This is a genomic window from Populibacterium corticicola, from assembly GCF_042683685.1.
In the GTDB taxonomy this organism is placed as follows: Bacteria; Actinomycetota; Actinomycetes; order Actinomycetales; family Cellulomonadaceae; genus Timonella; species Timonella corticicola.
In genome coordinates this window covers 682,490-704,654 of sequence record NZ_JBHUOP010000002.1, presented here as the reverse complement: position 1 = coordinate 704,654, position 22,165 = coordinate 682,490, and the positions used below count along the sequence as shown (strand labels likewise).

Below are 22,165 nucleotides of genomic sequence, written 5' to 3'. Positions count from 1 at the left end.
GCTGCGCGCCCAACCGTTTTCGTGAGGATGTGTCATGTCCGTAGTTGTCATTAATGCGATCACCGTTCCCGAGGGCTCTGGCCCGGAACTTGAGAAGCGCTTTGCCGCGCGCAAGCATGCCGTGGATCAAGAACCTGGTTTCGAGGGCTTCCAGTTGCTGCGTCCCACCGCCGGTGAGAGCCGCTACTTTGTGGTCACGCAGTGGGCGAGCCGCGAGGACTTTGAGGCCTGGCGTACTGGTCGTGCTGATGCGGCGCACTCACGTCCCGAGGGGCACAAGCCTGTTGGCACTGGCGCTGATCTCATGGAGTTCGAGGTGGTTGAACTCGCGTAGAGCGTGAGTTGTGGCCCGCGCACGTGCGGGATGGGCGGGTTGGTTCGATATGAACCGGCCCGCTTTTTATTTCGGTGCGGGCTCGCCTCTTGAATGTCGATGGGCTCTTTTTGGTCCGTAGGCCCTATTAAAAGAGGGGTATCCGGACTCTTTTTGGCCCGTCGGCTGGGGCGTGCTGGTGTGGGAGAGAGTTTCACCCGCACAAAGTCTTCACCCGGCAGGCGTGGCGTGTGACCTGGCTCATAGGCTGTAATCAGCGAAAGGCGTCGAAGAAGAGCGCGGTCCGCCACTAAATGATGTGGGTTTTACTTTGTTTTATGTCTGAATGAGTGGTTTTCTCTTGCAATGCCGGTCACAACCGGGCATAATCGGAGTTACTGAACAGCGTCGTACAGGCGGGTCGAATACGGACCTGGCGGCTGTATTGGCTTGATCCGTAGCGTACCGGCAAGGATCGGGCCACGAGCCACTCTCGCGTACGTCGCAGTAGCCGGGAGGACAATGGCGTGTACGCTCCAGAACGACACTCACACATCCTGGGCCTTGCTCGCACGAACGGGAGAGTCGAGGTCACAACGCTTGCTGCGGAACTCGATGTCACGCAGGAAACAATCCGCCGAGACCTCACCGCTCTCGAACGCCGAGGACTCGTGCGTCGAGTGCATGGCGGAGCGATCCCTGTGGAACGGTTTTCCACTGAGCCAGCGGTAGCGGAACGCGAACACACCAACGCCCCGGAAAAAGACGCTATCGCGCTTGCCGCGCTCAGGGAACTGCCCACTCATGGCTCGATCCTGTTGGACGCGGGTACGACGACTGCACGGCTTGCCGCACTCATCCCCACAGACAGCGAACTCGTAGTGGTGACCCACTCGATCGTGATCGCGAACATCCTCTCGCGGCACGAGAAGATCACGCTGCATCTCGTGGGAGGTCAGGTGCGGGCACGGACGCTCGCCGCGGTCGGCCCATGGTCACAGCGAGCACTCAAGACGATCGAAGTGGACGTTGCCTTCATGGGCACAAACGGGCTCACCGTCGAGCGCGGACTAACCACACCGGACCTTGAGGAATCAGAGGTCAAACGGGCGATCGTGGCTGCCGCACGCCGGGTTGTCGTACTGACGGATCACTCAAAAATCGGCCGCAATGAGTTCATCACCTTTGCGGACATCAATCAGGTTGACACTCTCGTCACCGACCAAGCATCTGAACCAGAGATTCTCACGGAACTCGAAAGCCAAGGAGTGACGGTGATCAACGCATGATTATCACGTTCACGCCCAACCCGAGTGTTGACCGCGCATTTGACGTGGCTGCACTCGAACTAGGGGAAATCAACCGAGCCAGCGCCGTCCACACCGACGCGGGGGGAAAGGGCATCAACGTGTCGCGTGGGCTGACCACCCACTCAATAGACACCACGGCTGTCTTCCCATTCGGTGGGGCAGACGGAGAGCTGCTCGCCAACATGCTCAAGGTCGGTGGCATCTCGACGGTCCCGGTCGAGGTACCGGGCGAGACCCGCACCAACATCACCGTGGTGGACGAGCGTGGTGCCACCACAAAGATCAACGCCCCCGGTCCACAGCTCTCGGACGATATCCTCGGCAACCTTCTGGATGCGATTCGTGCCACGGCCAATCCCGGTGACACCATCGTGGGCGCAGGCAGCCTGCCTGCGGGTGCCCCACACGACACCTACGTCAGAGTCGCTGAGGTTGCCCGCGAAGTCGGAGCACACCTCGTTCTCGACACCTCCGGCGAACCGCTGAGGCATGCAGTCAACGCGGGCGGACTTGCCCTCATCAAACCCAATGAGGACGAACTCGGCGAACTCGTCGGCCGCGAACTCACCACCGTCGGTGAAGTGGTTGAGGCGGCACGCCAGGTCATCTCGCAGGGAACCACAACAGTACTTGTCAGCCTGGGCGGACACGGCGCCCTACTCGTCACGGAGGCCACCACCTGGTGGGCCGGTGGACCCGTGCTTGTCCCAGCTTCAACGGTTGGGGCCGGAGACATGACCCTGGCCGGTTATATCTCCGCTACTGGCAAGCAGCCCCACGAGCGCCTGCGCACCGCAGTCGCGTGGGGTCGAGCAGCAGTGCTGCTCCCCGGAACGGCAGTACCCACCCCACGTGACATTGACGAGGAAACGGTCCGACTCGTCGAAAATCCAGACCTGACTCACACCATCAAGGAGCTTTAACATGACCACCCAACTCATCACTCCAGACCTCGTGGCCGTGGATGTGCATGCCGCGGACAAGAACGCAGTGATCGACCTGCTGTCGCAGAAACTCTTCGCCGCAGGACGCGTCACCGACGCGGCCGCATTCGCGCAGGACGTGCGTGACCGCGAGGCAAAGACCGCGACCGGAATGCCCGGCGGCATTGGCCTGCCGCATGCGAAGTCTGACCATGTGACCGCACCGTCGCTCGCCGTGGCGAAGGTTCCCGGTGGAGTCGACTTCGGTGCACCTGATGGACCTGCGACCCTCGTGTTCCTGATTGCCGCACCAGCGGCGGGCGACGGCCAGCACCTCAAGATCCTCGCCGCTCTCGCCCGCAAGCTCGTCAACGCCGAGTTCAAGGACTCGCTGCGGGCAGCGGAAGACGGCGCAACCGTTGCACACATCGTGAACGAGGCGGTCGCACCATGAAATTCGTAGCAGTCACCTCCTGCCCAACGGGCATCGCACACACCTACATGGCGGCTGAGGCCCTTGAACAGGCCGGCAAGGCCGCAGGGCATGAGGTTGTCGTGGAGACCCAGGGTTCGATCGGAACCGAGGAAATCGACGACGTGGTCATCGCCGCGGCGGATGGCGTCATCTTCGCGGCTGACCTTGAGGTTCAGGGCCGGGAACGGTTCGCTGGAAAGCCAACGGTCGATGTCGGCGTCAAACGCGGTGTCCACGAACCCGCCAAGGTCATCGAAGAGGCCGTCGCAGCGGTCGAGGCCGGGCCAGTTGCCGTGGACACAGCGGCTGCTGCGCCTGCCACGCCCGCGAAACCAAAGGACCAGAGCACCGGATCCAAGGTCCGTCAGTGGCTCATGACGGGTGTCTCCCACATGATCCCGTTCGTGGCAGCGGGCGGTATCCTCATCGCGCTCGGGTTCATGCTCGCGCAGGTTGCATGGGGCGGCGCGGAAGGCGCCATCGAGGTCACCGCAGTCGATCAGAAGGCACTGTTCGCTGACTTCCAATGGGGCTCATTGCAAGCCTGGTCGGTCCTGCTGCTCGCGACCGGCCAGTTGGCCTTCAACTTCCTCGTCCCGGTTCTGTCCGGTTACATCGCCTACGGAATCGCGGACCGTCCAGGTCTCGTGCCAGGTTTCGTCGGTGGTGCCGCGGCCGTCATGGTCGACGCTGGCTTCCTTGGCGGTCTGGTCACCGGTTTCCTCGCAGGCTTCATCGCCCGCTGGATCAGCCGTTGGAAGGTGCCGAAGGGAATGCGCGGCATCATGCCGGTCATCGTGATCCCGCTTCTCAGCTCGATCATCGTCGGCTTCCTGATGCTCGTGGTTCTCGGCGTGCCCATCGCAGGCCTCATGAGCGGCCTGACCAACTTCCTGAACGGTCTCTCAGGCGACCAACTCATCATTCTCGGCGCTATCCTTGGCGCGATGATGGGTTCGGACCTCGGCGGACCAATCAACAAGGTGGCCTACACATTCGGTACGACCGGTCTGGCAACGACCGGACTCGCCTCCGATGCGGCACAGTACAAGATCATGGCCGCAGTCATGCTCGGTGGTATGGTCGCGCCGCTCGCGATGGCATTGGCCACGACCGTGCGCAAGTCCCTGTTCACAGAGCAGGAACGCCAGAACGGTCGTGCAGCGTGGCTGCTCGGTGCCTCGTTCATCTCCGAGGGCGCCATCCCATTCGCCGCCGCCGACCCGCTACGCGTGATCGCCGCATCGATCATCGGTTCGGCGACGACCGGTGCGCTGTCCATGGCGTTCAACGTGACCCTCATGGCACCACACGGCGGTATCTGGGTGCTGCCACTCGTGGGCGGCTGGATCTGGTTCCTCGTGGCGCTCGCGGCAGGCGTTGCGGTGTCGACCCTGGTACTGGTCACGCTGAAGGAGATGCACTTCCGCAAGACCCACGGAGGACTGTCCTCCACCCAAATTTCCGACGAGCTGGCTGACGTACCAGCGTCCGCTTGAGTCTTTGCTCGCACACGAAAAAGGAGAACTTCCATGGCAAGTCGAGTCGTAAAAGTAGGTTCCGCGCAGGGGCTGCATGCACGGCCTGCAACACTCATCAGCCAGGCTGCCGCTGAGGCGGGTTCAACGGTCACGCTGGGACGTCCAGGCGACGAGGGCGTGGACGCGGCAAGCGTTCTGCTGCTCATGACCCTGGGCGTTGGCAACGGCGAAGAAGTCGAGATTGTGACGGATGACGAGGCCCTGCTCGAGAAGATCGTGGAACTCGTTGAGACCGACCTGGACGCAGAGGACGCGTAGACATGTCTGAACTCGTACTGCAGGGAACCGGCGTTGGTCGGCGTGCAGTCATCGGTCCGGTGGCGGTCGTCCGGGGCGCTGTCGAGGCGGCCCCGGACGCCCCGGTCCTGCGTGACGGTGCGCCGGTGGCGCAAGAGGACCTGCCGGAGGTCATCGCCCAGTCATTCGCAACCGTGACCCAGAACCTCAAGGATCAGGCCGCAGGTGCGCAGGGCAGTCTAGCCGCTGTACTCGGTGCTGCGGCTCAGATCGCCGCCGACCCGGCGCTCGTGGCCAAGAGCAAGGCGAACCTTGGGAAAGGTCTTGCTCCGGTCGAGGCCATCGACAGCGCTGTGGACGAGTTTGTGAAACTGTTTACGCAACTCGGTGGCATGATGGCGGAGCGGGTGACGGACCTCAAATCGGTTCGCGACCGGGTCATCGCGGAGTTGTTGGAGCAGCCGGTTCCGGGCGTTCCAGTGCTCAGCGAGCCGAGCATCATCGTGGCGGAGGACCTTGCCCCGGCGGACACAGCGGCATTGGACCTGTCCAAGGTGCTCGCAATCGTCACTGAGCTGGGCGGGCCGACTGGCCACACGGCCATCATCGCAGGACAGTTGGGTCTGCCATGCCTCGTGCAGGTGCGCGGTGTGCTCGATGTCGACGAGGGAACGGTCGTTGCCGTTGACGCGGCAACCGGGCGGGTAACCGTCGATCCGAACGAGGAACTGCGGGCGGCGATCGCGGCCAAGGCAGAACTCGAACGCCAGCTCGAATCCGACAGTGAACCGGGCTCGACCAAGGACGGTCACACGATCGACCTGCTCGCGAACATCGGGACGGCGGCTGACGCCAAGCGTGCGGCTGCCTACACCGATGGTCACGTTGTCGCAGGGTCCGGCCTGTTTCGCACGGAGGTGCTCTTCCTGGACTCCTCGAATGCACCGAGCGTGGAGGCGCAGGCCAAGGAGTACAGGGCGGTGTTGGAAGCGTTCGAGGGCCGCAAGGTCGTTGTTCGCACCCTTGACGCAGGGGCCGACAAGCCGCTCGCGTTCGCAACCCAGCCCGATGAGGAGAACCCGGCGCTCGGCGTCCGCGGATATCGTTCCGCACGACTGCACCCGCAACTCCTTGAGGACCAGCTAGAGGCCCTTGCTCAGGCAGCGCGAGACACGGGAAGTTTCCCGTGGGTCATGGCACCGATGATCGCCACTGTGACGGAGGCTCGTGATTTTGCGGCGGCAGCCCGCAGACATGGCTTGAGTAAGGTCGGGGTGATGATCGAGGTTCCAGCCGCTGCGTTGCGGGCCCGTCAGATTCTCGCTGAGGTCGACTTCGTGTCGATCGGCTCAAACGACCTTGCACAGTACACAATGGCCACTGACCGGCTTCGCGGTGAACTCTCCGACCTGCTCGACGCGTGGCAGCCAGCGATCCTAGACCTGATCGCTGCGACCGCGACAGCAGGGCAGGAGTCGGGTAAACCCGTTGGCGTGTGCGGCGAGTCCGCATCCGATCCGCTCATGGCACTCGTCCTCACCGGTCTGGGAGTCACGAGCCTATCCATGTCGGCTGGTGCGGTTCCTGCCGTGCGCTTTGCCTTGCGGCATCACACGCTCGAACAGTGTCGGCAGATGGCTCAGGCTGTTCTCGCTGCGGCGACCCCGCATGAGGCGAAGAATGCAGTCGTCGAGCTTCTCGTTCCAGAGGTTCGGGCAGCGCTCGTCTCTTGAGCGTTGCCTGCGATGTGATCGTCCATATGACGGGCGGTCACATCACGCCAGGTGTATGGCCGGTCACAGCGGATTAAGCCATACCCCAATGGTCTTGCGCGATCCACACCTTCGTTCGCGTGCTGAGCTGAAAATCAGCGTTGTGCACGATCGTACCGGAATTGTGCGCACAGACAGGCGCATTGGGATTAGTCGGTTGGGCACCACCTGTCAGGTGGTGCCCAACCTTTGTTGGCTGTTTGACGACGATCCGGCGGGTTGCCTGCGCACCTCACGTTGATGCTCGGGTCAGGAACTGCCATCCACCCAATAACCGACGTAACCACCCATAAATAATGGGTGGTTACGTCGGTTTTTGACTCGGTAGTGTTCTGGGTCCGCCGTGCGATGTGATGGTGTTGCGGTTAGGCGAGCGGCGAGGCGGAAGCTCCAAGCCAGGTCAGCGCCCCGAATGCGAGGAGGGCGCCACCAGCGAATAGCCAGTCACGCGAGGTGAGGGCAACAGGCTTCCACACCGATCTTGGGCCTGGGCGTAGCCCGCGTAGTTCGAGGGCGAGTGCCACGCGTTCGGAATGTCGGATAGACCCCACGAGAAGCGCAAACGCGCAGCGCGCAAAGTCCCGAACCCCGAACCGTGCTGTGCCATCCTTGCCTCGGGCTGCGCGCACCGCATGGGCTGCACGGATAGTTGCCCACTGCTGCGGCAGTGACTCGAGCATCCGGTGCCCGGCCATTAGTGCGTAACTGTAACGTGGGCTCAACCGGGCATGTTGTTGCAAGGAAACCATCAGGTCCCGTGGACGGGTTGAGGCGATAAACGCGACGGTCATGACCCCAACGATGAGCGCACGCACCGCCATCGCGATACCGAACAGAGCACCCTCACGCGTGAACGAAACACCCGCGAGCGCGAACAACTCCGTGCCCGGACGAGTCACCGTGTTCACGCCGATCACCCCGATCCCGAACACCATGAATGGCACGAGGAATAGTGCCATTTCGCGCAGTTTCACGCGTAACCCCAACGTGACCACCATGAGTGTTCCGAACAGCACGATGGCGGTTGCCACTGGATCGAACATGGTGAGTGTGAACAGGCTCAGGACCAGTAGGACCGTGAGTTTCACGGTTGGATTGCGGCGGTCAAGATACGGTGCAGGTGCGGTGTTCATTGCGTTCCTCCGCTCGGTGTCATTCGGTCCGAGGTTGTTTCACGCAGGCTCAGTTCAGCCAAGGCCACACCGCCGTGGGCCCTACTGTGGGAGTTCGCGTCCTGGGAGGACGTAGCGTTTGGACTCATTCCACCCCAGCCCATGACACCAGAAGCCACCCCAACCAATGGCTCCAGTCGAGGATCAGCCGAGCGCTTCATGCCCAACGCGTCGAGCGCACGCAACCGGGCACTCAGTTCCACCGAGTCGGTAGTGCGCTGAGCACACCAGTCCACGATTGTCGGTACTCGTAGTCCAGCGGCTTTGCACAGGGACGCATCGGTGAACAACTCCCACGGCGTGACGTCCGCGAGCAGCCTCCCCTGCCCAACCACAAGCACCCGGTCCGCGTATGTTGCCACGGCGCGCATATCGTGGCTGGCCATTACAGCTGTTTTGCCGCGTGCGCAGTAGTCGCGCAGGCTGCGTAGAACGCTCATCGCCCCGTGTTTGTCGAGCCCGAAGGTAGGCTCGTCGGCGAGGATCAGGTCGTAGTCGTGGGCGATGACCGCCGCCAAACTCAGACGCCGTTTTTGACCGCCCGAGAGCGAAAACGGTGACTGTTCGCAGTGTTCCGCGAGCGCAAAGAGTTCGAGTAGTTCGTCCACGACACTGGTGGCTTCTGGGGGTAGTCCGTAGGCGAGTTCGGCTCGTACGGTGTTGGCCATGAACTGGTGTTCCGGGTTTTGGAAGATCAGCCCGGCCCAGGTGGGTTGATTATCGGCAGCGCCCACCGTTCCGCTCAACGGTTGGTGGACTCCTGCGAGCGTGCGGAGCAACGTGGTTTTTCCGCAACCGTTTTCACCGACGAGCGCGGTGAGTTTACCGGGATTCAGGTCAAAGTTGAGGTGTTCAAGCACGGGCGTTGGCCCTGCATCGTTACGACCCTGCTTACGCGAACTGCGTGAACGTCGGCGCGGTAGTGGTTGCGGGGTGACGGCGAGATCCCGCACCAAGACGGGACTAAGACCCGGCATCGTGGCAGGCGAGCGCGCGCTATCCGGCTGTGTCGCGGTGGCAAGGAGTGAGCAGACTTCCGCATTATCAAGCCCGCCTTCCACTCCGAACACTCCAAGCAGTTCAGTGTCGAGTGGCAGCCAGCATCCCGATTCCACGAGGTGTCGGGCGGTCGAAGCATCGATCGTTGCCGGGTTGCCGTCCCACACGATTGTGCCGTCTTCACCGCACACGATCCACCGCGTGGGCAGCAGCGATGGCCCGAAAGCCTCGGCGATCTCGTCGAGTCGATGCTCAACGATGATCGCGCATGTATCGGCGTGCATGGTCTGGGCAATCGCTGCGGTCACGGTTGCGATCCCGGCGGAATCGAGCATGGATGTGGGCTCGTCCAGGATGAGAATGTCGGGGTCGAGCACTACCGCCGTTGCGAGAGCGGAGCGCTGTAGCTGCCCTCCCGACAGGGTTGCGGCTTTGCGGGTGAGTAGGTCGGTGACGTTGGCTTTTTCGGCAGCCGCAGCAACTCGCGAGCTGATCTGCGCAGGTGGCACGGCCGCGTTTTCAAGCGGGAATGCCACGTCGTCCTCTACAACCGGCAGGCAGACGCTCGCCCACGGGTCCTGCTGCACCAGCCCCATGTTGGCAGCACATGCGCTCGGCGTGGTCAGAGCCATATCCCTGCCAAGAACCTCAATGGTCCCGCTGACCTCCGCATGAATGGCGTGGGGGATCGCTCCGGTCATCGCGCGTAGAATCGTGGATTTCCCGCACCCGCTCGGGCCAAGTAACAGCACTTTCTCGCCTGCGGAGATGGTGAAGTTCAGCGGCCCTATGGCCCGCTGTTTACTGCTTGCCGACGATCCCTCACCGTGGCCCTGCACCGCACGTTCCGGTGGATGGCCGGTGTGGGGAGGTTCGGGGAATCGGATCGTGACGGATTCATAGCGGATGACCGGAGCGGACGTCACGTCAGATCCTCGCTCTTGAGTTCAGGAGCGTTGACGCTGGCTGTGTCTGGTTGGGCGCTCGCGGTACGTCGGCGCGCTGGGGTGTTGATGAGGTGGGCTTCACGGATGATTGCAAAGTTGTTCAGTACCCCGGTGCGGCGTAGCGCGTTGATGATGACGAGCGCGAGTAGCCCGCCGAGCAGGATCCCAGAGACGCACTGGATACCGAATCGCAGCCAGAAAATGTCTTGGCCGTACCAGCCGGAGCGGGCCGCTGAGAAGAAGAACACCAGTCCGGCCCCGAACAGACCTGACAGTGCGTAGACGGGCCACGTGAACTTCCGGTAGCGGGTGAGCGCGAAGGGTAGCTCCGAACCGAACCCCTGGATGGCAGCCGCAATGAACAGCATCGGGCCAACAGGGGAACCAAGGAATACAACCTCCACAACGGAAGCGACCACCTCAGCGATGATGCCGACACCGGGACGCCGGATGATTGCTATCGCGAGTGGTGCCACCAGCAGCCAGCCACCAAAGAGGAAGTGCTGAGACAGGTCTCCGGCGGGTCCGAGAACAACCTGCAGGGTGAACCAGGCTTGGACGAGCACCCAGTACAGGAACCCAAACGTTACAGAGAGCGTGACAATCAAAACGATGTCGCGCACAGTGAGCAGCGGCTGCTTAGGTTCCGGGGAAATGCCTTGGGAATCTTGAGTCTTGATGGGAGCGCTCACCGTCCGGCCTCCCTACCCGAGTGGCTTGGGCTGTTGATCGAGAGCGTTACATGGCTTGTCACGTGCTGCACTACCTGCCCAGTGAGCACCCAACCTGCCACAACATCCTCCAGGATCTGACCAGCATCACCCTCAAGCCGGGTCACAAAGTGCTGTGATGTCCGGAACGTGCCATGCGTTTTGGTCCGTTCGATGGCCTCGTAAATCTTGGCCATGTGCTGCGAGGCATTGGCGTCCCCATCACCCATAGGGGTGCCCAGCGGATACAACGCCCATTCGGCGGCAACCCAATCGCCTGTGCGTGCACCCTTTGGCACCTCAACCGAGCGAGGACCTGCACCGCCCGGCAGCGAGCAGGACGCCTCTCCAGGGCAGCCTCGCGATAGGTGAATCGATAGCGACGCGTGCTCGCCGCTCTGAGCAATGGCGTGTGTTAACGCCGTGAGATACGCGAGCAGATCACGCTCGTGTCCGCCGATCCACGTCGAAACATCTCCGGTCTCAATCTCAAGATCCTTAGGCGAAACCTCGGCGAGTGCCCCAAGGATGCGCTGGACGTAGTTGTCGCTCATGACCGAGAGCGTGAAACGAGCACCCACCCCAAAGCGAAGCGGACTCGACACGATCTCACGCGCCGATGCCGGACCTGCTGCCGACTTGTCGGAAATCTGTGTGGACTGCGGCGGAGCAGAACTGCCAGCCGCTAAAAACGTAGGTGTGGACATTGGTTTCCTTTCCTCAGTGCACGGAAAGGTAGACCCGTTGGCGCGTAGCGGCGCTTGTGTAAGACTTCCGCGCGTGGAGCGCGAAAGCGCTCAACACAACGCGAGTGTGAGACGCTCCCTTCGCTGGAATGACCCAGATCAGGTTCAACGGTCGAAGTTGGATTACTTCCTCTCAGTCCAGCTCACTGGACTCCCGTGCTGTAAGCGAGAGTAGCAGAAAAACCAGTGTGCAGCGATGGGGTGGGCTGCAGGCCACGGACTGCCACCCACCCAAAAACCGAGGTAGTCACCCAAAAATAATGGGCGATTACGTCGGTTTTTGACTCGGTAGTGTGTCCGGGTGCGCTGTGGGTCGGACGCACGAACGCTCATTGGTTACGAACTACATTCGTTACCGTTCCGATAGGGGTCTGCTCCGCGAAACCCCTACACTCCACGTCACTACTTTGTCCGTAACGAGCACCTTGTGGAACCAGGTCGTTGCGCCTAGGCTGAGCAGGGATAACTTGCGTGAAAGGCGGACCAACAGTGAAAACTGGACGTGACCTTGTCGGTGAGACCGGGCGGCTCGGACTGGGCGTTATTGACGGCGCCGCTCAACTGTTCCATGGTGCGCGATGGCTGATGAAACGGCCCAAGCTGCTGTTACTCGGTGCCCTTCCTGCTGCCCTCGTTTCTGCCGTCATGACTGTGCTCGTGGTTGTTTTGCTCATCAACATTGTGGATATCACCCAGTGGGCAACACCCTTCGCCGAAAACTGGGGTGAGCAGATCCGCTGGATTGCGCGATTCATCGTTGGTCTAGCCGTGCTCACCGGCTCCGTTGCGCTACTGGTGGCGGTCTTCGCCGCGACAACCCTAGCGGTAGGAGACCCCATCTACGCCAAAATCTGGCGTGAAGTCGAACGCGACCAATTCGGCCACGTCCCCGCCGAAGAACTACGCGACCCAGACTCCGCGCACACTCGGTGGGGCCTGATGCTGCGCTCGCTGCTCGGTTCGATCACTCTGTTTGCGGTCGGGCTCATCCCCGTTGTTGGCGGAACCACCGCGGCAGTGCTCAACCCCATGTACTCGGGTTGGCTGCTGGCCGGAGAACTCACCGAACGTGCCTGCTCAGCCCGCGGAATGTCCGACTCGCGGCGCAAAGAACTGTTGAAACTCAACCGCCCCGCAACTCTGGGATTCGGCCTTGCCGTGCACTTTAGTTTTGTCATCCCGCTCGGCGCGATCATCTTCATGCCGTCTGCGGTTGTTGGTGCGAGTCTCTACGCACACAAACTCATCGCCGTTGATATGCACCGTGCCAGAGAACAAGAAACTAGACGATAAGGTAGCGATTACTCAGAGCGTAACGGCGATCCCGCAACCATGAAGTCGTATCCGCCAAAATCTCCGGTCAACAGCGGCATGGCCTCGGCAATCGTCTCTTTCACGGAATCAAGTTCGAGGGACTGGGCGTGTGCTTCTTCTGATTCCCATACCTCGCACACGTACACGGTGTTGGGATCGTCATCGCGTCCGCCAACCTCGTAGACCAGACAGCCGATATCGGCAAGTGCCGGGTTTGAACGGGTCAGAATACTGATGACGGCATCACGTTGGCCGGACTTGACGCCCATCGTGCCGATTGAGGAAAAGTACATGTGTTCACGGTAGCAAAACCCTGTCAGTGGGGCATGGCCGGTGCGCCGCTGGGGTCTGTGGAACAGCGAGACCTGTGTTGATGAGATCAGACTGCGTGGATGTGTCGAGCAACGGTGGTCTTCTTTACCGTCTTCTTCTGGACGGAGACAGACTTTTTCTTCGATGAAGTGGTCTTCTTCGACGAGGACTTCTTCTTTGCTGTGCTCTTCTTGGCCTTCGACTTCTTTGGGGTGTCAAGGCGTTTGAGGGGAGCGTTCGGGGATTCGTAAACGGTAGCTGGACCGAGTACAACGACTGAGGTTGAAGAGTCGTTGGTGTCGGGATGCGCGATAGCGGCTGGTGCGAATGCGGCGGAGCCGGCGACGAGTGCCGAGCTAACCAGTGCGGCCGAAAATGTCCGCTTAAATTTCGCCATTTTTCTTTCCAGGTTCCTTTAAGTTGTGACTGTGTCTGGTGGGGGATCAGACGTTGTTCGCCTCACATGACGTTACGGGCGATATAGGCCGAGTAACACCTTTTTCTCAGGTGAAGTTGAACAACGAATGGTGGGCCTTTCCACGTGGATGGAGTTCGGCGCGCTTATGGACACCGCTAATCGTGCGATGCGCGTGAACACGTCAACTTTCCGACTGGAAACAAAATCGCAGATCAACGCCTCCGCGGCTGTGACCTTGAGACACGTTGAATTCTTTCCATCGGGAAAGTTCACGTTAAGCGCTTAAAGCCTTTTTGATAACTCCCTCACACCTGAAAAGCAGTTAGTCTGCCACGATTTTCACCCGCTCTAAAATCTCAAAGTGTGAGAATTCTTGGTATACCCGTTGCTGTGTGGCGGACAGTCTTGGTATCAAGCCAGAATAATGGTGGCGAGATGAGACTATCGTTATTTCTCCACCAGTAGTAGCGAAACTAGTCCCCATCTAATGTGATGCGTAAAGCGGTGGTTCTCCACGAGGCTGACATGTGTCGGAAAAGTGGGCTGACGCCTGACGGGTGCGAGTGGCTGGGGCCTGTCGGCTCGTCGGAAATGAGAAATGCCCGTGAGGGCAATAAAAGGTGCGCGGTGCCACCAGCAGACACCGCGCACCACAACCGGCGTTGCGGCCCTATTGAGTTGTTGGTTCTCAGTTGGGACGGATGGCGGCACAGCCTTTGAAAAGGTCGAACCCTTCACCGGTCGCAACGCCCAGTTCCTCACAGTCGCGGTAGCCGCGACGGCAGGTGAGGCCGATGGCACGCGCCGAACGGGTATGGACAAAACCCTGGAGTAAAACAGGCAGGTGCGCGCCACCAGATCCACCTGAAGGGTAAACGCCTGACCAGAGTGAGGAGTTCCAGGAAAATTTGAGAGACTTTGTCTGCTGAGACTTCGCGTGCGCGCAGGTTTTTACCGGGCACGACGTCAGGTGTGCGTGCATGGGGTATCGGCTGTCGAGTGCCGAAGCGTCCTCAAAGGTGGACGATGCCTAAGAAAGGGTTGTAAGGAATCCTCATGACAAACTTGTTCAACCTCGCCCCACCCGCATACGCGATTCCTCAGACGTGGAGATTGCCCGAGGATGACCGCGAATACCTTCACGAACAAACCTGGCACTTGGTGCTCAAGGGGGAAAGCGACCCGGCCGTGTATGTCGAGCAGTTCGGTGACGAACTCGAAGACGCGGGTGTAAGTGATGCCGAGGCCACCAAGTACTTCGAGTCGGTTGTCGAACTGCGTCGGGCGCAGCAGGCTGGGTGGCCTGAATTTCCGTCAGGCAATGTCGAAGCGGCGTTCGCGGAACTCGCAGAAATTGGCGTTGTGGCCCGAGCTGACTTCACCTGTTGTGGAAGTTGCGCGTCTGCAGAAATCGGTGACGAGCGAGATGAGTCTCGGAAGTGGCGTGGCTTCCTGTACTTCCACACCCAAGACACGGATCGGCTCGTCTACGACTGTGAGACGTACGTGGGGTACGGAGCCTTTCTCGATGCCCATGTGGATGAGGCCGTGTGGAATGCAATGAGCGAGTCAGAGCAGGATCATGTCTATTTTGAGATCGTGAAACAGTTAATGATCGCCGAGGTGTTCCCGATCTTGGAGAAACACGGTCTGGAAGTGAAATGGGATCAGGATCTTGGCACCCGCATCTTGCTTGGCAATGCCACCTATGTCGTGCGGATCTGAGATGCCCATGCCGGGCAGATGAAACGATGAGGGCATTCGCCTTACTTTGTAAGCAGTGCTAACATATTCCCACGCGTTCGATGAAGCAAGCGGAGGATACATGGCTGATGAAACCGTAACGGCCGACGTCTTTCCACAGTCGAGCACCTGGGCAAATGCAAGTGAGGCCCTCGCGCAACTCGCGCACGAGGGGATCGTGATCGCGCCGCACGTGCTGGCGCCACTCTTCGCTGCCGTCCGCGGTGACGCGGTAACCCTGCGAGAGGTATGTGGACTTCTCACCGAGGACCAGCGTCGAGGATTGCGGGTGCTCCCCGATCCACTCCCGCTCGTGCCCGCGATCGAACGTCGATTCTCCGATATGCGCCTCGCCGCGTGGGAACGTCAGGTGCTGCTTGCCGCAGCAGTATGCACGGACAACCGCGTAGACACCCTGCTCGATATCGCCGGGCGGGATATCACCGACATCATCACCTCCAAGGTCGGATCGCATCTAAACTTTGTGGCCGCACACTTCTCATTCGATGACCCGCGGTTTCGCATCTGGGTGCATGGAACATCCTCCCTGTCCGAGTGCACGACGGTCCACGGCCTGCTCACCGAAGCGTATCTGCGGCGCGGCGATGAAACCCGCTCTCGGTGGCACCAATCCCTGAGCGCACTTCAAGGGGATGCGACGCTCGTGCAGCCGCTCCTCGAGGACGCGCGAATGGCACTGCACAGGGGGGAGGTCTTGCGCAGTGTCGCCATCGCGCGCGAAGCGGCCAGCCATGCTGAGGGGGAGCCGCGCGCGGATGCTCACCTCATCGCAGGAATGGCCGCACTCGGAGGCGGCTATGTCGATGATGCGGTGGACTGGCTGGAGCCTCTCGTTGCGGAGGGTTCCGAGCGACAGCGTATGAAAGCGTTGCCTGGATACGTGACGGCAGTTGCCATGCAGCGCAACGTGGTGCCGGCATTTGACGCAACCGTCCTCGGGGTGGACCTCACTGATGAATGTCAGCGGGTTTCCTGGGAGCGCACCGCTGCCCTCGCTGCGGGCCTGTGCGCCGAGCGCTCCGATGGCGATGGCGTGAACGCCTGGTTGCCCTGGCTCGATGAACTCGCGGACAACAACGAGATCACCGATCAAGTGGCGCGCGCGGCAGCCGCCTGGTGCATTCTTCTGAGTGGAGGGAACCCTCCGACCCACTTGGTGCGCAGTGATGCCACCAGTGAGAACGCCTTTGAGGCGCTTGCTGCCGGGCTGGACGGTCGCCCCAATGACGGCTTGGCCATCTTGGCCCGTGAGGGCGGTGGGCTGTCAACCGCTCCTGATCCGCTGGTGCAAGGGTTTGAACGTACCCCGCTGGTACGTGCGTACCGCCACGTTGTTGAAGCCCTCCTGCAGGTGTGGGCGGGGGACTTCGCGGAGGCGAAGGCGGTCATAGACCGGGCGGCGTACTCCACCCCGTTTGCTCGTGGGTTCGCAGGACTTGGAATCATTGTCGCCCGCAGGGTGGAACTCGCGATCACTGGAGAAACTCAGGCGTTGTCTGCGGCTCTTGCGTATTCCATGCCGGGTTCTGGCTCAATCGACATGCTTGTGGATCGCGCGGTCGCCGCCTATCTGGCAGACTCCCCTGAAGAGGCTGCGGATCAGATCATGGTGTGGACTGATCGTGGCGCACCCCATCTGTGCTTTGGGGTTCCTGGTCTCGATGAGGTTGGCCCGTTTCTGACTGCCAGTGCACCGGAGTCGCCGGATACCACGCGAGGTCGAAATCTGCGGTTGCGGTTGCGGCAGGTCGGTGACAGTAGTTGGTCTGTCGCGTATGAGAATGTTCGGGTGGAGAGTCGAACGATTGTGTCTCCGTTTGAGCGGGCACGGGTCGAGGCATTCCTCGGTGAGCTGTGCATCGCCCGCAACGATCAGTCTGGGCGCAGACATTTACTTGTTGCCTCGATGTTGTTCTCACAGTCTGGTGCCACTGCATGGCAGCGCCTGGTGGAGCGAAAGCTCGCGAGTAGATCACCGCATGTCGCGATCGCCGAGGTGCAACCTGTCACCACGGAGAACGTGCGTACTGAGGATGCGCTCGGCGCGTGCAGGGCTGCATGGTCGCAGATCCTCACGGAGCGCGAGTTGCAGGTTGCGATGCTCGTGGTGGAGGGCGCCAGCAACAAGGAGATCGCGGAGAGACTGAGCGTTTCCGTGCGGACCGTTGAGGTGCACGTTGGACGCGTGTTCGTGAAACTCGGCGTACATAATCGGGTTGAGCTCGTGGTGCGTGCGCACCGCATCGCACAGACTTCCTGAGGCTGGTCTCTCTGCATCCCCGCGCGATGGTTCGCGCGGGTCCATTGGCGACGATCCGGTACGTTCCGGCTCCATCTTGCGTGAGTGCTCCGCTCCTGCGGCTTAACGAAGAGAGTGCTTTTCCTCGAAATTCACATGGGGAGTTCACCCCATTTTGCAGGTGGAAAGTATGTTGCCGTATGCAACTTTCAGTAAATCCACAGTGAATCCCAAGTGTCTGACCAGCAAATTTACCCGCGTTAAACGATGTGATGCGGGTCACTACGTAGGGGTCCTTACTGATGTGGGTATTGCAGATGTACGCATGGCAGGGCTGTCCTTACATTTAACCAACGGCGTTCCCCTCCGCCGTAGGTGTGATGCACACCGCACTTTCTGTCCGATGAAGAACAGGTAACAAAATGCGCAATACCAGCCGTTCTCGATACACCCGTGTCGGGGCGTTGTTCTCTGCGGTGGTGGTTACCGCAAGCCTCGCACTCGCAAGTCCTGCGGCGCAGGCAGCCGATGGCCCCGCATGTTCGACGCCATGGCAAAGCGGAACCGTTTACACGGGAGGCCAAGAGGTCTCCTACGAAGGCGATAACTACCGCGCCAAGTGGTGGACCAACAGCGAAGTCCCAGGAGCCTCACAGTGGGGTGCCTGGGAGAAGATCGGTAGCTGCGGTTCCGAGGTTCCCGACCCAGACCCAACTGAAACCCCAGATCCAGACCCTACCGAGACTCCGGATCCGGATCCAACGGAAACACCTGACCCAGACCCCACGGAGACTCCGGACCCGGATCCAACGGAAACGCCCGACCCAGACCAGCCGTGGACCTCAAACCCTGACGAGATCTGCCGCCCAGACGGCTTGTACCAGACCCCAGGCGTTGACGTTCCATACTGCACGATCTATGACGAGGACGGACGCGAAAAGCTTCCCAATGGTCTAGAGCACCGTGTCATCGGCTACTTCACGAGCTGGCGTACCGGAGCAAACGATGCCCCTCGATACCTCGCATCGGACATTCCGTGGAACAAGGTCAGCCACCTGAACTACGCGTTCGCCCACATTGGCTCTGACGGCAAGGTCTCGGTCAACGAGCAGGCCGCAGGCAACGCAGCGACCGACAAGACCTGGCCCGGTGTTGCGGGTGCCGAAATGGACCCCGAGTACCCGTACACCGGCCACTTCAACCAGTTGAACAAGTTCAAGAAGCAAAACCCTGGAGTCAAAACCCTCGTCTCCGTTGGCGGTTGGGCTGAGACCGGTGGACACTTCGACGCCGACGGAGACCGCATCGCGGACGGTGGCTTCTATGCGATGACACAGACCCAGGCAAAGATCGACACGTTTGCGGACTCCGCAGTCGAGTTCATCCGCGCGTACGGGTTTGACGGTGTGGACATCGACTACGAGTACGCAACCAGCAATAGCAAGGCTGGAAACCCAGACGACTTCCACATCTCCGACAAGCGTCGTGGACAGCTTTGGGCCGAGTACGAAGACCTCATGAAGACCCTGCGTGAAAAGCTCGACATCGCAGGTGCCGAGGACGGTAAGCACTACATGCTGACCATCGCCGCCCCAGCCTCGGGCTGGCTGCTGCGCGGTATGGAAGTGCACCAGATCGCTCAGTACCTCGACTACGTCAACATCATGAGCTATGACCTGCACGGAGCGTGGAACAACTACGTCGGCGGAAACGCAGCGCTCTACGACGACGGCAAGGATCCCGAACTCGCAGCAGGTGGCGTCTACAACGCATACTCCAACATCGGATACCTCAACACCGACTGGGCCGCCCACTACTTCCGCGGTTCCATGCCAGCAGGTCGAATCAACATCGGTGTACCGTTCTACACCCGCGGCTGGACAGGAGTAACCGGTGGCGAGAACGGGTTCGGTGGATCGGCACCACTGCCTGATCAGACCAAGTGCCCATCCGGTACTGGCCCATCGCTGGGTGGCAACTCGAAGTGTGGTGCGGGGGCGGTCGGCATCGACAACCTGTGGCACGACTCGGACCCACAGGGCAACGAGGTTCCATCGGGTGTGAACCCAATCTGGCACCTGCTCAACCTGCAGAACGGGGTTGTCGGCGACTACGTTGATGCCTATAACGTGCCTAACGCCATCACCGGTGCTTACACGCACCACTTCGATGACGTGACCAAGGTTGAATGGTGGTGGAACAACACCACCAAGACCTTCATCACGGGTGACTCGGATGCTGCGATCTCGGCCAAGGCCAACTACGTGGCTGACAAGGGACTCGGCGGCGTGATGATCTGGGAGCTCGCGGGCGACTACGACTACAACGCCGACAAGGGACAGTACGAGATGGGTTCATCGCTCGTGAACCTCATTCACGACCGTCTGTCCAACTCATCGCCATATGGTGCAAGCAAGGCAAACGTCGAGATGCCGACCAAGGCGATTGACCTACAGGTGAAGTACTCCGAATTCGCTCTTGGAGACAACAACTACCCAATCAACCCGCGGGTGACCTTCACCAACAACTCCGACATCACCATCCCGGCTGGGGCGGTCATCACCTTCGACACCGCCACAAGCGACACCGGAGAGATGGGCGAACAGAGCGGTTGGGGCATCACCAAGATCGCCTCCGACCACACGGGAAGCAACGTTGGTGGACTCAAGGGTGACTTCCACACCTACGAGCTCAAGGTTCCAGCAGGCGGCATCGCACCAGGAGCCTCTGCGTCAACCAAGTTCAGTTGGCGCCTACCGATGACGCAGATCTCCAACCTGCGCATCAGCTTTGGCGGCGAAACCTTCGCAACCCTGTACGACCTGCCGCGCAACGTCACCCTGGCCTCCGCGCCAACCGGCAACGGAAACGGTAATGGCAACGGCGGAACCTGCAGCGCCGCTGCATGGGTTGCAACGTCCGTCTACACCGGCGGTCAAACCGTCTCCCACGGCGGCAAGGAATACACCGCCAAGTGGTGGACACAGGGCGATACGCCTGGTACAGACGCAGTCTGGGATGAGACTCGTACCTGCCGCTGACACAACTGGAGGGGCCTCCCGGTACGTGGAGGCCCCTCGTCACCAAATAATCACGCTGTGCCTTCCCGAGGCACAGCGGACACAAGGAGAGACATGACGGGAACAAAGAAGTGGATGAGTGGCGTCAAAAAGACGTTTGCACTCGCGGCAGCCGCTGCGGTTGCTGCCACGATGGTGGCAACGCCAGCCGCATCAGCACCAGCAACACAAGACGACTCGACGGCGGGAACAGCCGTGAACGGCTACCGTAACGTCGGTTACTTCGCGCAATGGGGCGTGTATGGTCGTGGATTCCAAGTCAAGCAACTCGATGTTTCGGGAGCCGCCGCCGACCTGACCCACATCAACTACTCATTCGGTAACATCCATCACCAGACCCTGCAGTGCTTCATTGCGAACAAGGCGCAGGGTACGGGTCCCAACGGATCTGATGGTGCCGGTGACGCGTGGGCTGACTTCGGTATGGGCTACACGGAAGCCACGTCGGTTTCCGGTGTCCGTGACGCTTGGGACCAGCCGCTGGCCGGATCGTTCAACCAGCTCAAGCAACTCAAGGCGAAGCACCCTCAACTGAAGGTGATGATTTCCCTTGGTGGCTGGACCTGGTCCAAGAACTTCTCACGTGCAGCCGCTACCCCTGAATCGCGCACCAAACTGGTCAAGAGCTGTGTTGACCTGTACATTCGCGGTAACCTGCCGGTCATTGACGGTCGCGGTGGACCGGGAACCGCTCTTGGCGTATTCGACGGTATCGACATCGACTGGGAGTGGCCAGGCAGCCACAACGGCCTTGAGGGCAACTACGTTGATGAGGTCAACGACCGCGCTAACTTCAAGGCTCTGCTGAAGGAGTTCCGCAAGCAGCTTGACGAGGTCGGCGCTGAGCACGGCAAGTACTACGAACTGTCTGGTTTCCTGCCAGCCAACCCGGATGACATCGAGGCCGGTGGCTGGAACGACCCGGAGAACTTCGAGTACTTCGACTTCGGAAACATCCAGGGCTATGACCTGCATGGAGCTTGGGACGGTGAACTGGCCGGACACCAGGGAAATCTGTTCGATGACCCGAATGACCCACGTCCAGAGAACCGTAAGTTCAGCGTGGACAAGGCCGTTCAGGAATACCTGAAGACAGGTATCGACCCGAAGCAGTTGGGTATTGGACTCGCCAGTTACGGTCGTGGGTGGAAGGGCGTCACCACGTCCGACCCATGGGCTGCCGCCAACGGCGCTGCACCTGGAACCTGGGAAGCCGGTAACGAGGACTACTTCCGTCTGATCGAGCGTGGCACGGACTACTACGACCCTGAGATCGTCGCTGCGTGGAACTACAACGGGGACCAGTGGTGGTCATACGACAACGAGCGTTCGACCAAGCGCAAGGCGCAGTACATCATTGATCTGCGCCTCGGCGGCGGCATGTGGTGGGAGACCTCCGGCGACCGTGACAACGAACTGATCAGCGTTCTTGCCGACCAATTGCGCAGCGGCCAGCCTGGTGATGTGGTCGATCCTGTTGATCCAGACCCAACCGATCCCACCGACCCAACCGACCCGACTGATCCCACGGATCCTACCGACCCGGTTGACCCAGGTCAGTGCACGGCTGCGGCCTGGAACGCTGGTTCGGTATACACCGGTGGGGCCACTGTTTCCCACAACAACTCCGAATACCGCGCCAAGTGGTGGACCCAGGGTGACACTCCGGGTGCCAACGCCGTGTGGGAACTTATCGGAGCGTGCTCGGACGATGGCACTGAGCCAACGCCGGATCCAACCAATCCTGGTGGACAGACCACATGGATCGCTTCGAAGGCATATGTTGCCGGTGACACGGTCCAATACGTGGGTGACACGTACCGGGCCAAATGGTGGACCCAGGGCGACGAACCTGGTTCGTCTCCGTGGGGACCTTGGGAGAAGATCAACTGA

18 protein-coding genes and 1 riboswitch are annotated in these 22,165 nt (G+C 60.7%); of the genes, 12 read left to right on the top strand and 6 right to left on the bottom strand.

The window, feature by feature from the left end:
• Nucleotides 1-34 precede the first annotated feature (34 nt).
• The 7 genes from ACFSYH_RS06780 (at nt 35) to ptsP (ending at nt 6,532) form a co-directional block, all read left to right on the top strand.
• Nucleotides 35-334 (top strand): antibiotic biosynthesis monooxygenase family protein, encoded by a 300-nt coding sequence (locus tag ACFSYH_RS06780; RefSeq protein ID WP_377466055.1) that lies wholly within the window; start codon nt 35-37, stop codon nt 332-334.
• Between the two features lie 506 nt (nt 335-840).
• Nucleotides 841-1,602: a DeoR/GlpR family DNA-binding transcription regulator gene (locus tag ACFSYH_RS06775; protein ID WP_377466054.1), complete on the top strand. Its 762-nt coding sequence runs from the start codon at nt 841-843 to the stop codon at nt 1,600-1,602.
• Nucleotides 1,599-2,546, top strand: coding sequence for a 1-phosphofructokinase (gene pfkB, locus ACFSYH_RS06770; protein WP_377466053.1), 948 nt, complete (start codon nt 1,599-1,601; stop codon nt 2,544-2,546). Before ACFSYH_RS06775 ends, pfkB begins: the two co-directional genes overlap by 4 nt.
• Before the next feature lies 1 nt (nt 2,547).
• On the top strand, nt 2,548-3,000 hold the full coding sequence (locus tag ACFSYH_RS06765; RefSeq protein ID WP_377466052.1) for a PTS sugar transporter subunit IIA: 453 nt from the start codon (nt 2,548-2,550) through the stop codon (nt 2,998-3,000).
• Nucleotides 2,997-4,520: a PTS fructose transporter subunit IIC gene (locus ACFSYH_RS06760; RefSeq protein ID WP_377466051.1), complete on the top strand. Its 1,524-nt coding sequence runs from the start codon at nt 2,997-2,999 to the stop codon at nt 4,518-4,520. Before ACFSYH_RS06765 ends, ACFSYH_RS06760 begins: the two co-directional genes overlap by 4 nt.
• Before the next feature lie 33 nt (nt 4,521-4,553).
• On the top strand, nt 4,554-4,820 hold the full coding sequence (locus tag ACFSYH_RS06755) for an HPr family phosphocarrier protein (protein WP_377466050.1): 267 nt from the start codon (nt 4,554-4,556) through the stop codon (nt 4,818-4,820).
• 2 nt (nt 4,821-4,822) lie between these two features.
• Complete coding sequence (gene ptsP / locus ACFSYH_RS06750; RefSeq protein ID WP_377466049.1) at nt 4,823-6,532, top strand: phosphoenolpyruvate--protein phosphotransferase; 1,710 nt, start codon at nt 4,823-4,825, stop codon at nt 6,530-6,532.
• A gap of 404 nt (nt 6,533-6,936) precedes the next feature.
• Here the strand turns inward: ptsP and ACFSYH_RS06745 are convergent, their stop codons facing one another.
• From ACFSYH_RS06745 to ACFSYH_RS06730, 4 genes are read right to left on the bottom strand one after another with little or no spacing between them, the layout of a single operon-like run.
• On the bottom strand, nt 6,937-7,704 hold the full coding sequence (locus ACFSYH_RS06745) for an energy-coupling factor transporter transmembrane component T family protein (RefSeq protein ID WP_377466048.1): 768 nt from the start codon (nt 7,702-7,704) through the stop codon (nt 6,937-6,939).
• Entirely contained in the window at nt 7,701-9,668 is a 1,968-nt protein-coding gene (locus tag ACFSYH_RS06740; protein WP_377466047.1) for an ABC transporter ATP-binding protein, read from the bottom strand. The genes ACFSYH_RS06745 and ACFSYH_RS06740 overlap by 4 nt, the downstream gene beginning before the upstream one ends.
• Nucleotides 9,665-10,381, bottom strand: coding sequence for an ECF transporter S component (locus ACFSYH_RS06735; RefSeq protein WP_377466046.1), 717 nt, complete (start codon nt 10,379-10,381; stop codon nt 9,665-9,667). Before ACFSYH_RS06735 ends, ACFSYH_RS06740 begins: the two co-directional genes overlap by 4 nt.
• Nucleotides 10,378-11,106 (bottom strand): YkoF family thiamine/hydroxymethylpyrimidine-binding protein, encoded by a 729-nt coding sequence (locus ACFSYH_RS06730; RefSeq protein WP_377466045.1) that lies wholly within the window; start codon nt 11,104-11,106, stop codon nt 10,378-10,380. Before ACFSYH_RS06730 ends, ACFSYH_RS06735 begins: the two co-directional genes overlap by 4 nt.
• Before the next feature lie 98 nt (nt 11,107-11,204).
• Nucleotides 11,205-11,313: riboswitch (TPP riboswitch) on the bottom strand.
• Between the two features lie 321 nt (nt 11,314-11,634).
• Here ACFSYH_RS06730 and ACFSYH_RS06725 point away from each other — a divergent pair.
• Nucleotides 11,635-12,438: an EI24 domain-containing protein gene (locus tag ACFSYH_RS06725; RefSeq protein ID WP_377466044.1), complete on the top strand. Its 804-nt coding sequence runs from the start codon at nt 11,635-11,637 to the stop codon at nt 12,436-12,438.
• A gap of 8 nt (nt 12,439-12,446) precedes the next feature.
• Here the strand turns inward: ACFSYH_RS06725 and ACFSYH_RS06720 are convergent, their stop codons facing one another.
• Both ACFSYH_RS06720 and ACFSYH_RS06715 read right to left on the bottom strand, forming a co-directional pair.
• Entirely contained in the window at nt 12,447-12,752 is a 306-nt protein-coding gene (locus tag ACFSYH_RS06720; RefSeq protein ID WP_377466043.1) for a putative quinol monooxygenase, read from the bottom strand.
• An 86-nt stretch (nt 12,753-12,838) separates the two neighbouring features.
• Entirely contained in the window at nt 12,839-13,168 is a 330-nt protein-coding gene (locus ACFSYH_RS06715) for a hypothetical protein (RefSeq protein WP_377466041.1), read from the bottom strand.
• Between the two features lie 1,077 nt (nt 13,169-14,245).
• Here ACFSYH_RS06715 and ACFSYH_RS06710 point away from each other — a divergent pair.
• The 4 genes from ACFSYH_RS06710 (at nt 14,246) to ACFSYH_RS06695 (ending at nt 22,165) form a co-directional block, all read left to right on the top strand.
• The gene (locus ACFSYH_RS06710) at nt 14,246-14,914 is read left to right on the top strand and encodes a DUF6891 domain-containing protein (protein WP_377466038.1); all 669 of its coding nucleotides are present in this window, start codon (nt 14,246-14,248) and stop codon (nt 14,912-14,914) included.
• A 100-nt stretch (nt 14,915-15,014) separates the two neighbouring features.
• The gene (locus tag ACFSYH_RS06705) at nt 15,015-17,213 is read left to right on the top strand and encodes a helix-turn-helix transcriptional regulator (protein ID WP_377466036.1); all 2,199 of its coding nucleotides are present in this window, start codon (nt 15,015-15,017) and stop codon (nt 17,211-17,213) included.
• Between the two features lie 401 nt (nt 17,214-17,614).
• Nucleotides 17,615-20,233, top strand: a complete 2,619-nt coding sequence (locus ACFSYH_RS06700; RefSeq protein WP_377466033.1) for a glycosyl hydrolase family 18 protein — start codon at nt 17,615-17,617, stop codon at nt 20,231-20,233.
• Nucleotides 20,234-20,326: 93 nt separating this feature from the next.
• On the top strand, nt 20,327-22,165 hold the full coding sequence (locus ACFSYH_RS06695) for a glycosyl hydrolase family 18 protein (RefSeq protein ID WP_377466031.1): 1,839 nt from the start codon (nt 20,327-20,329) through the stop codon (nt 22,163-22,165).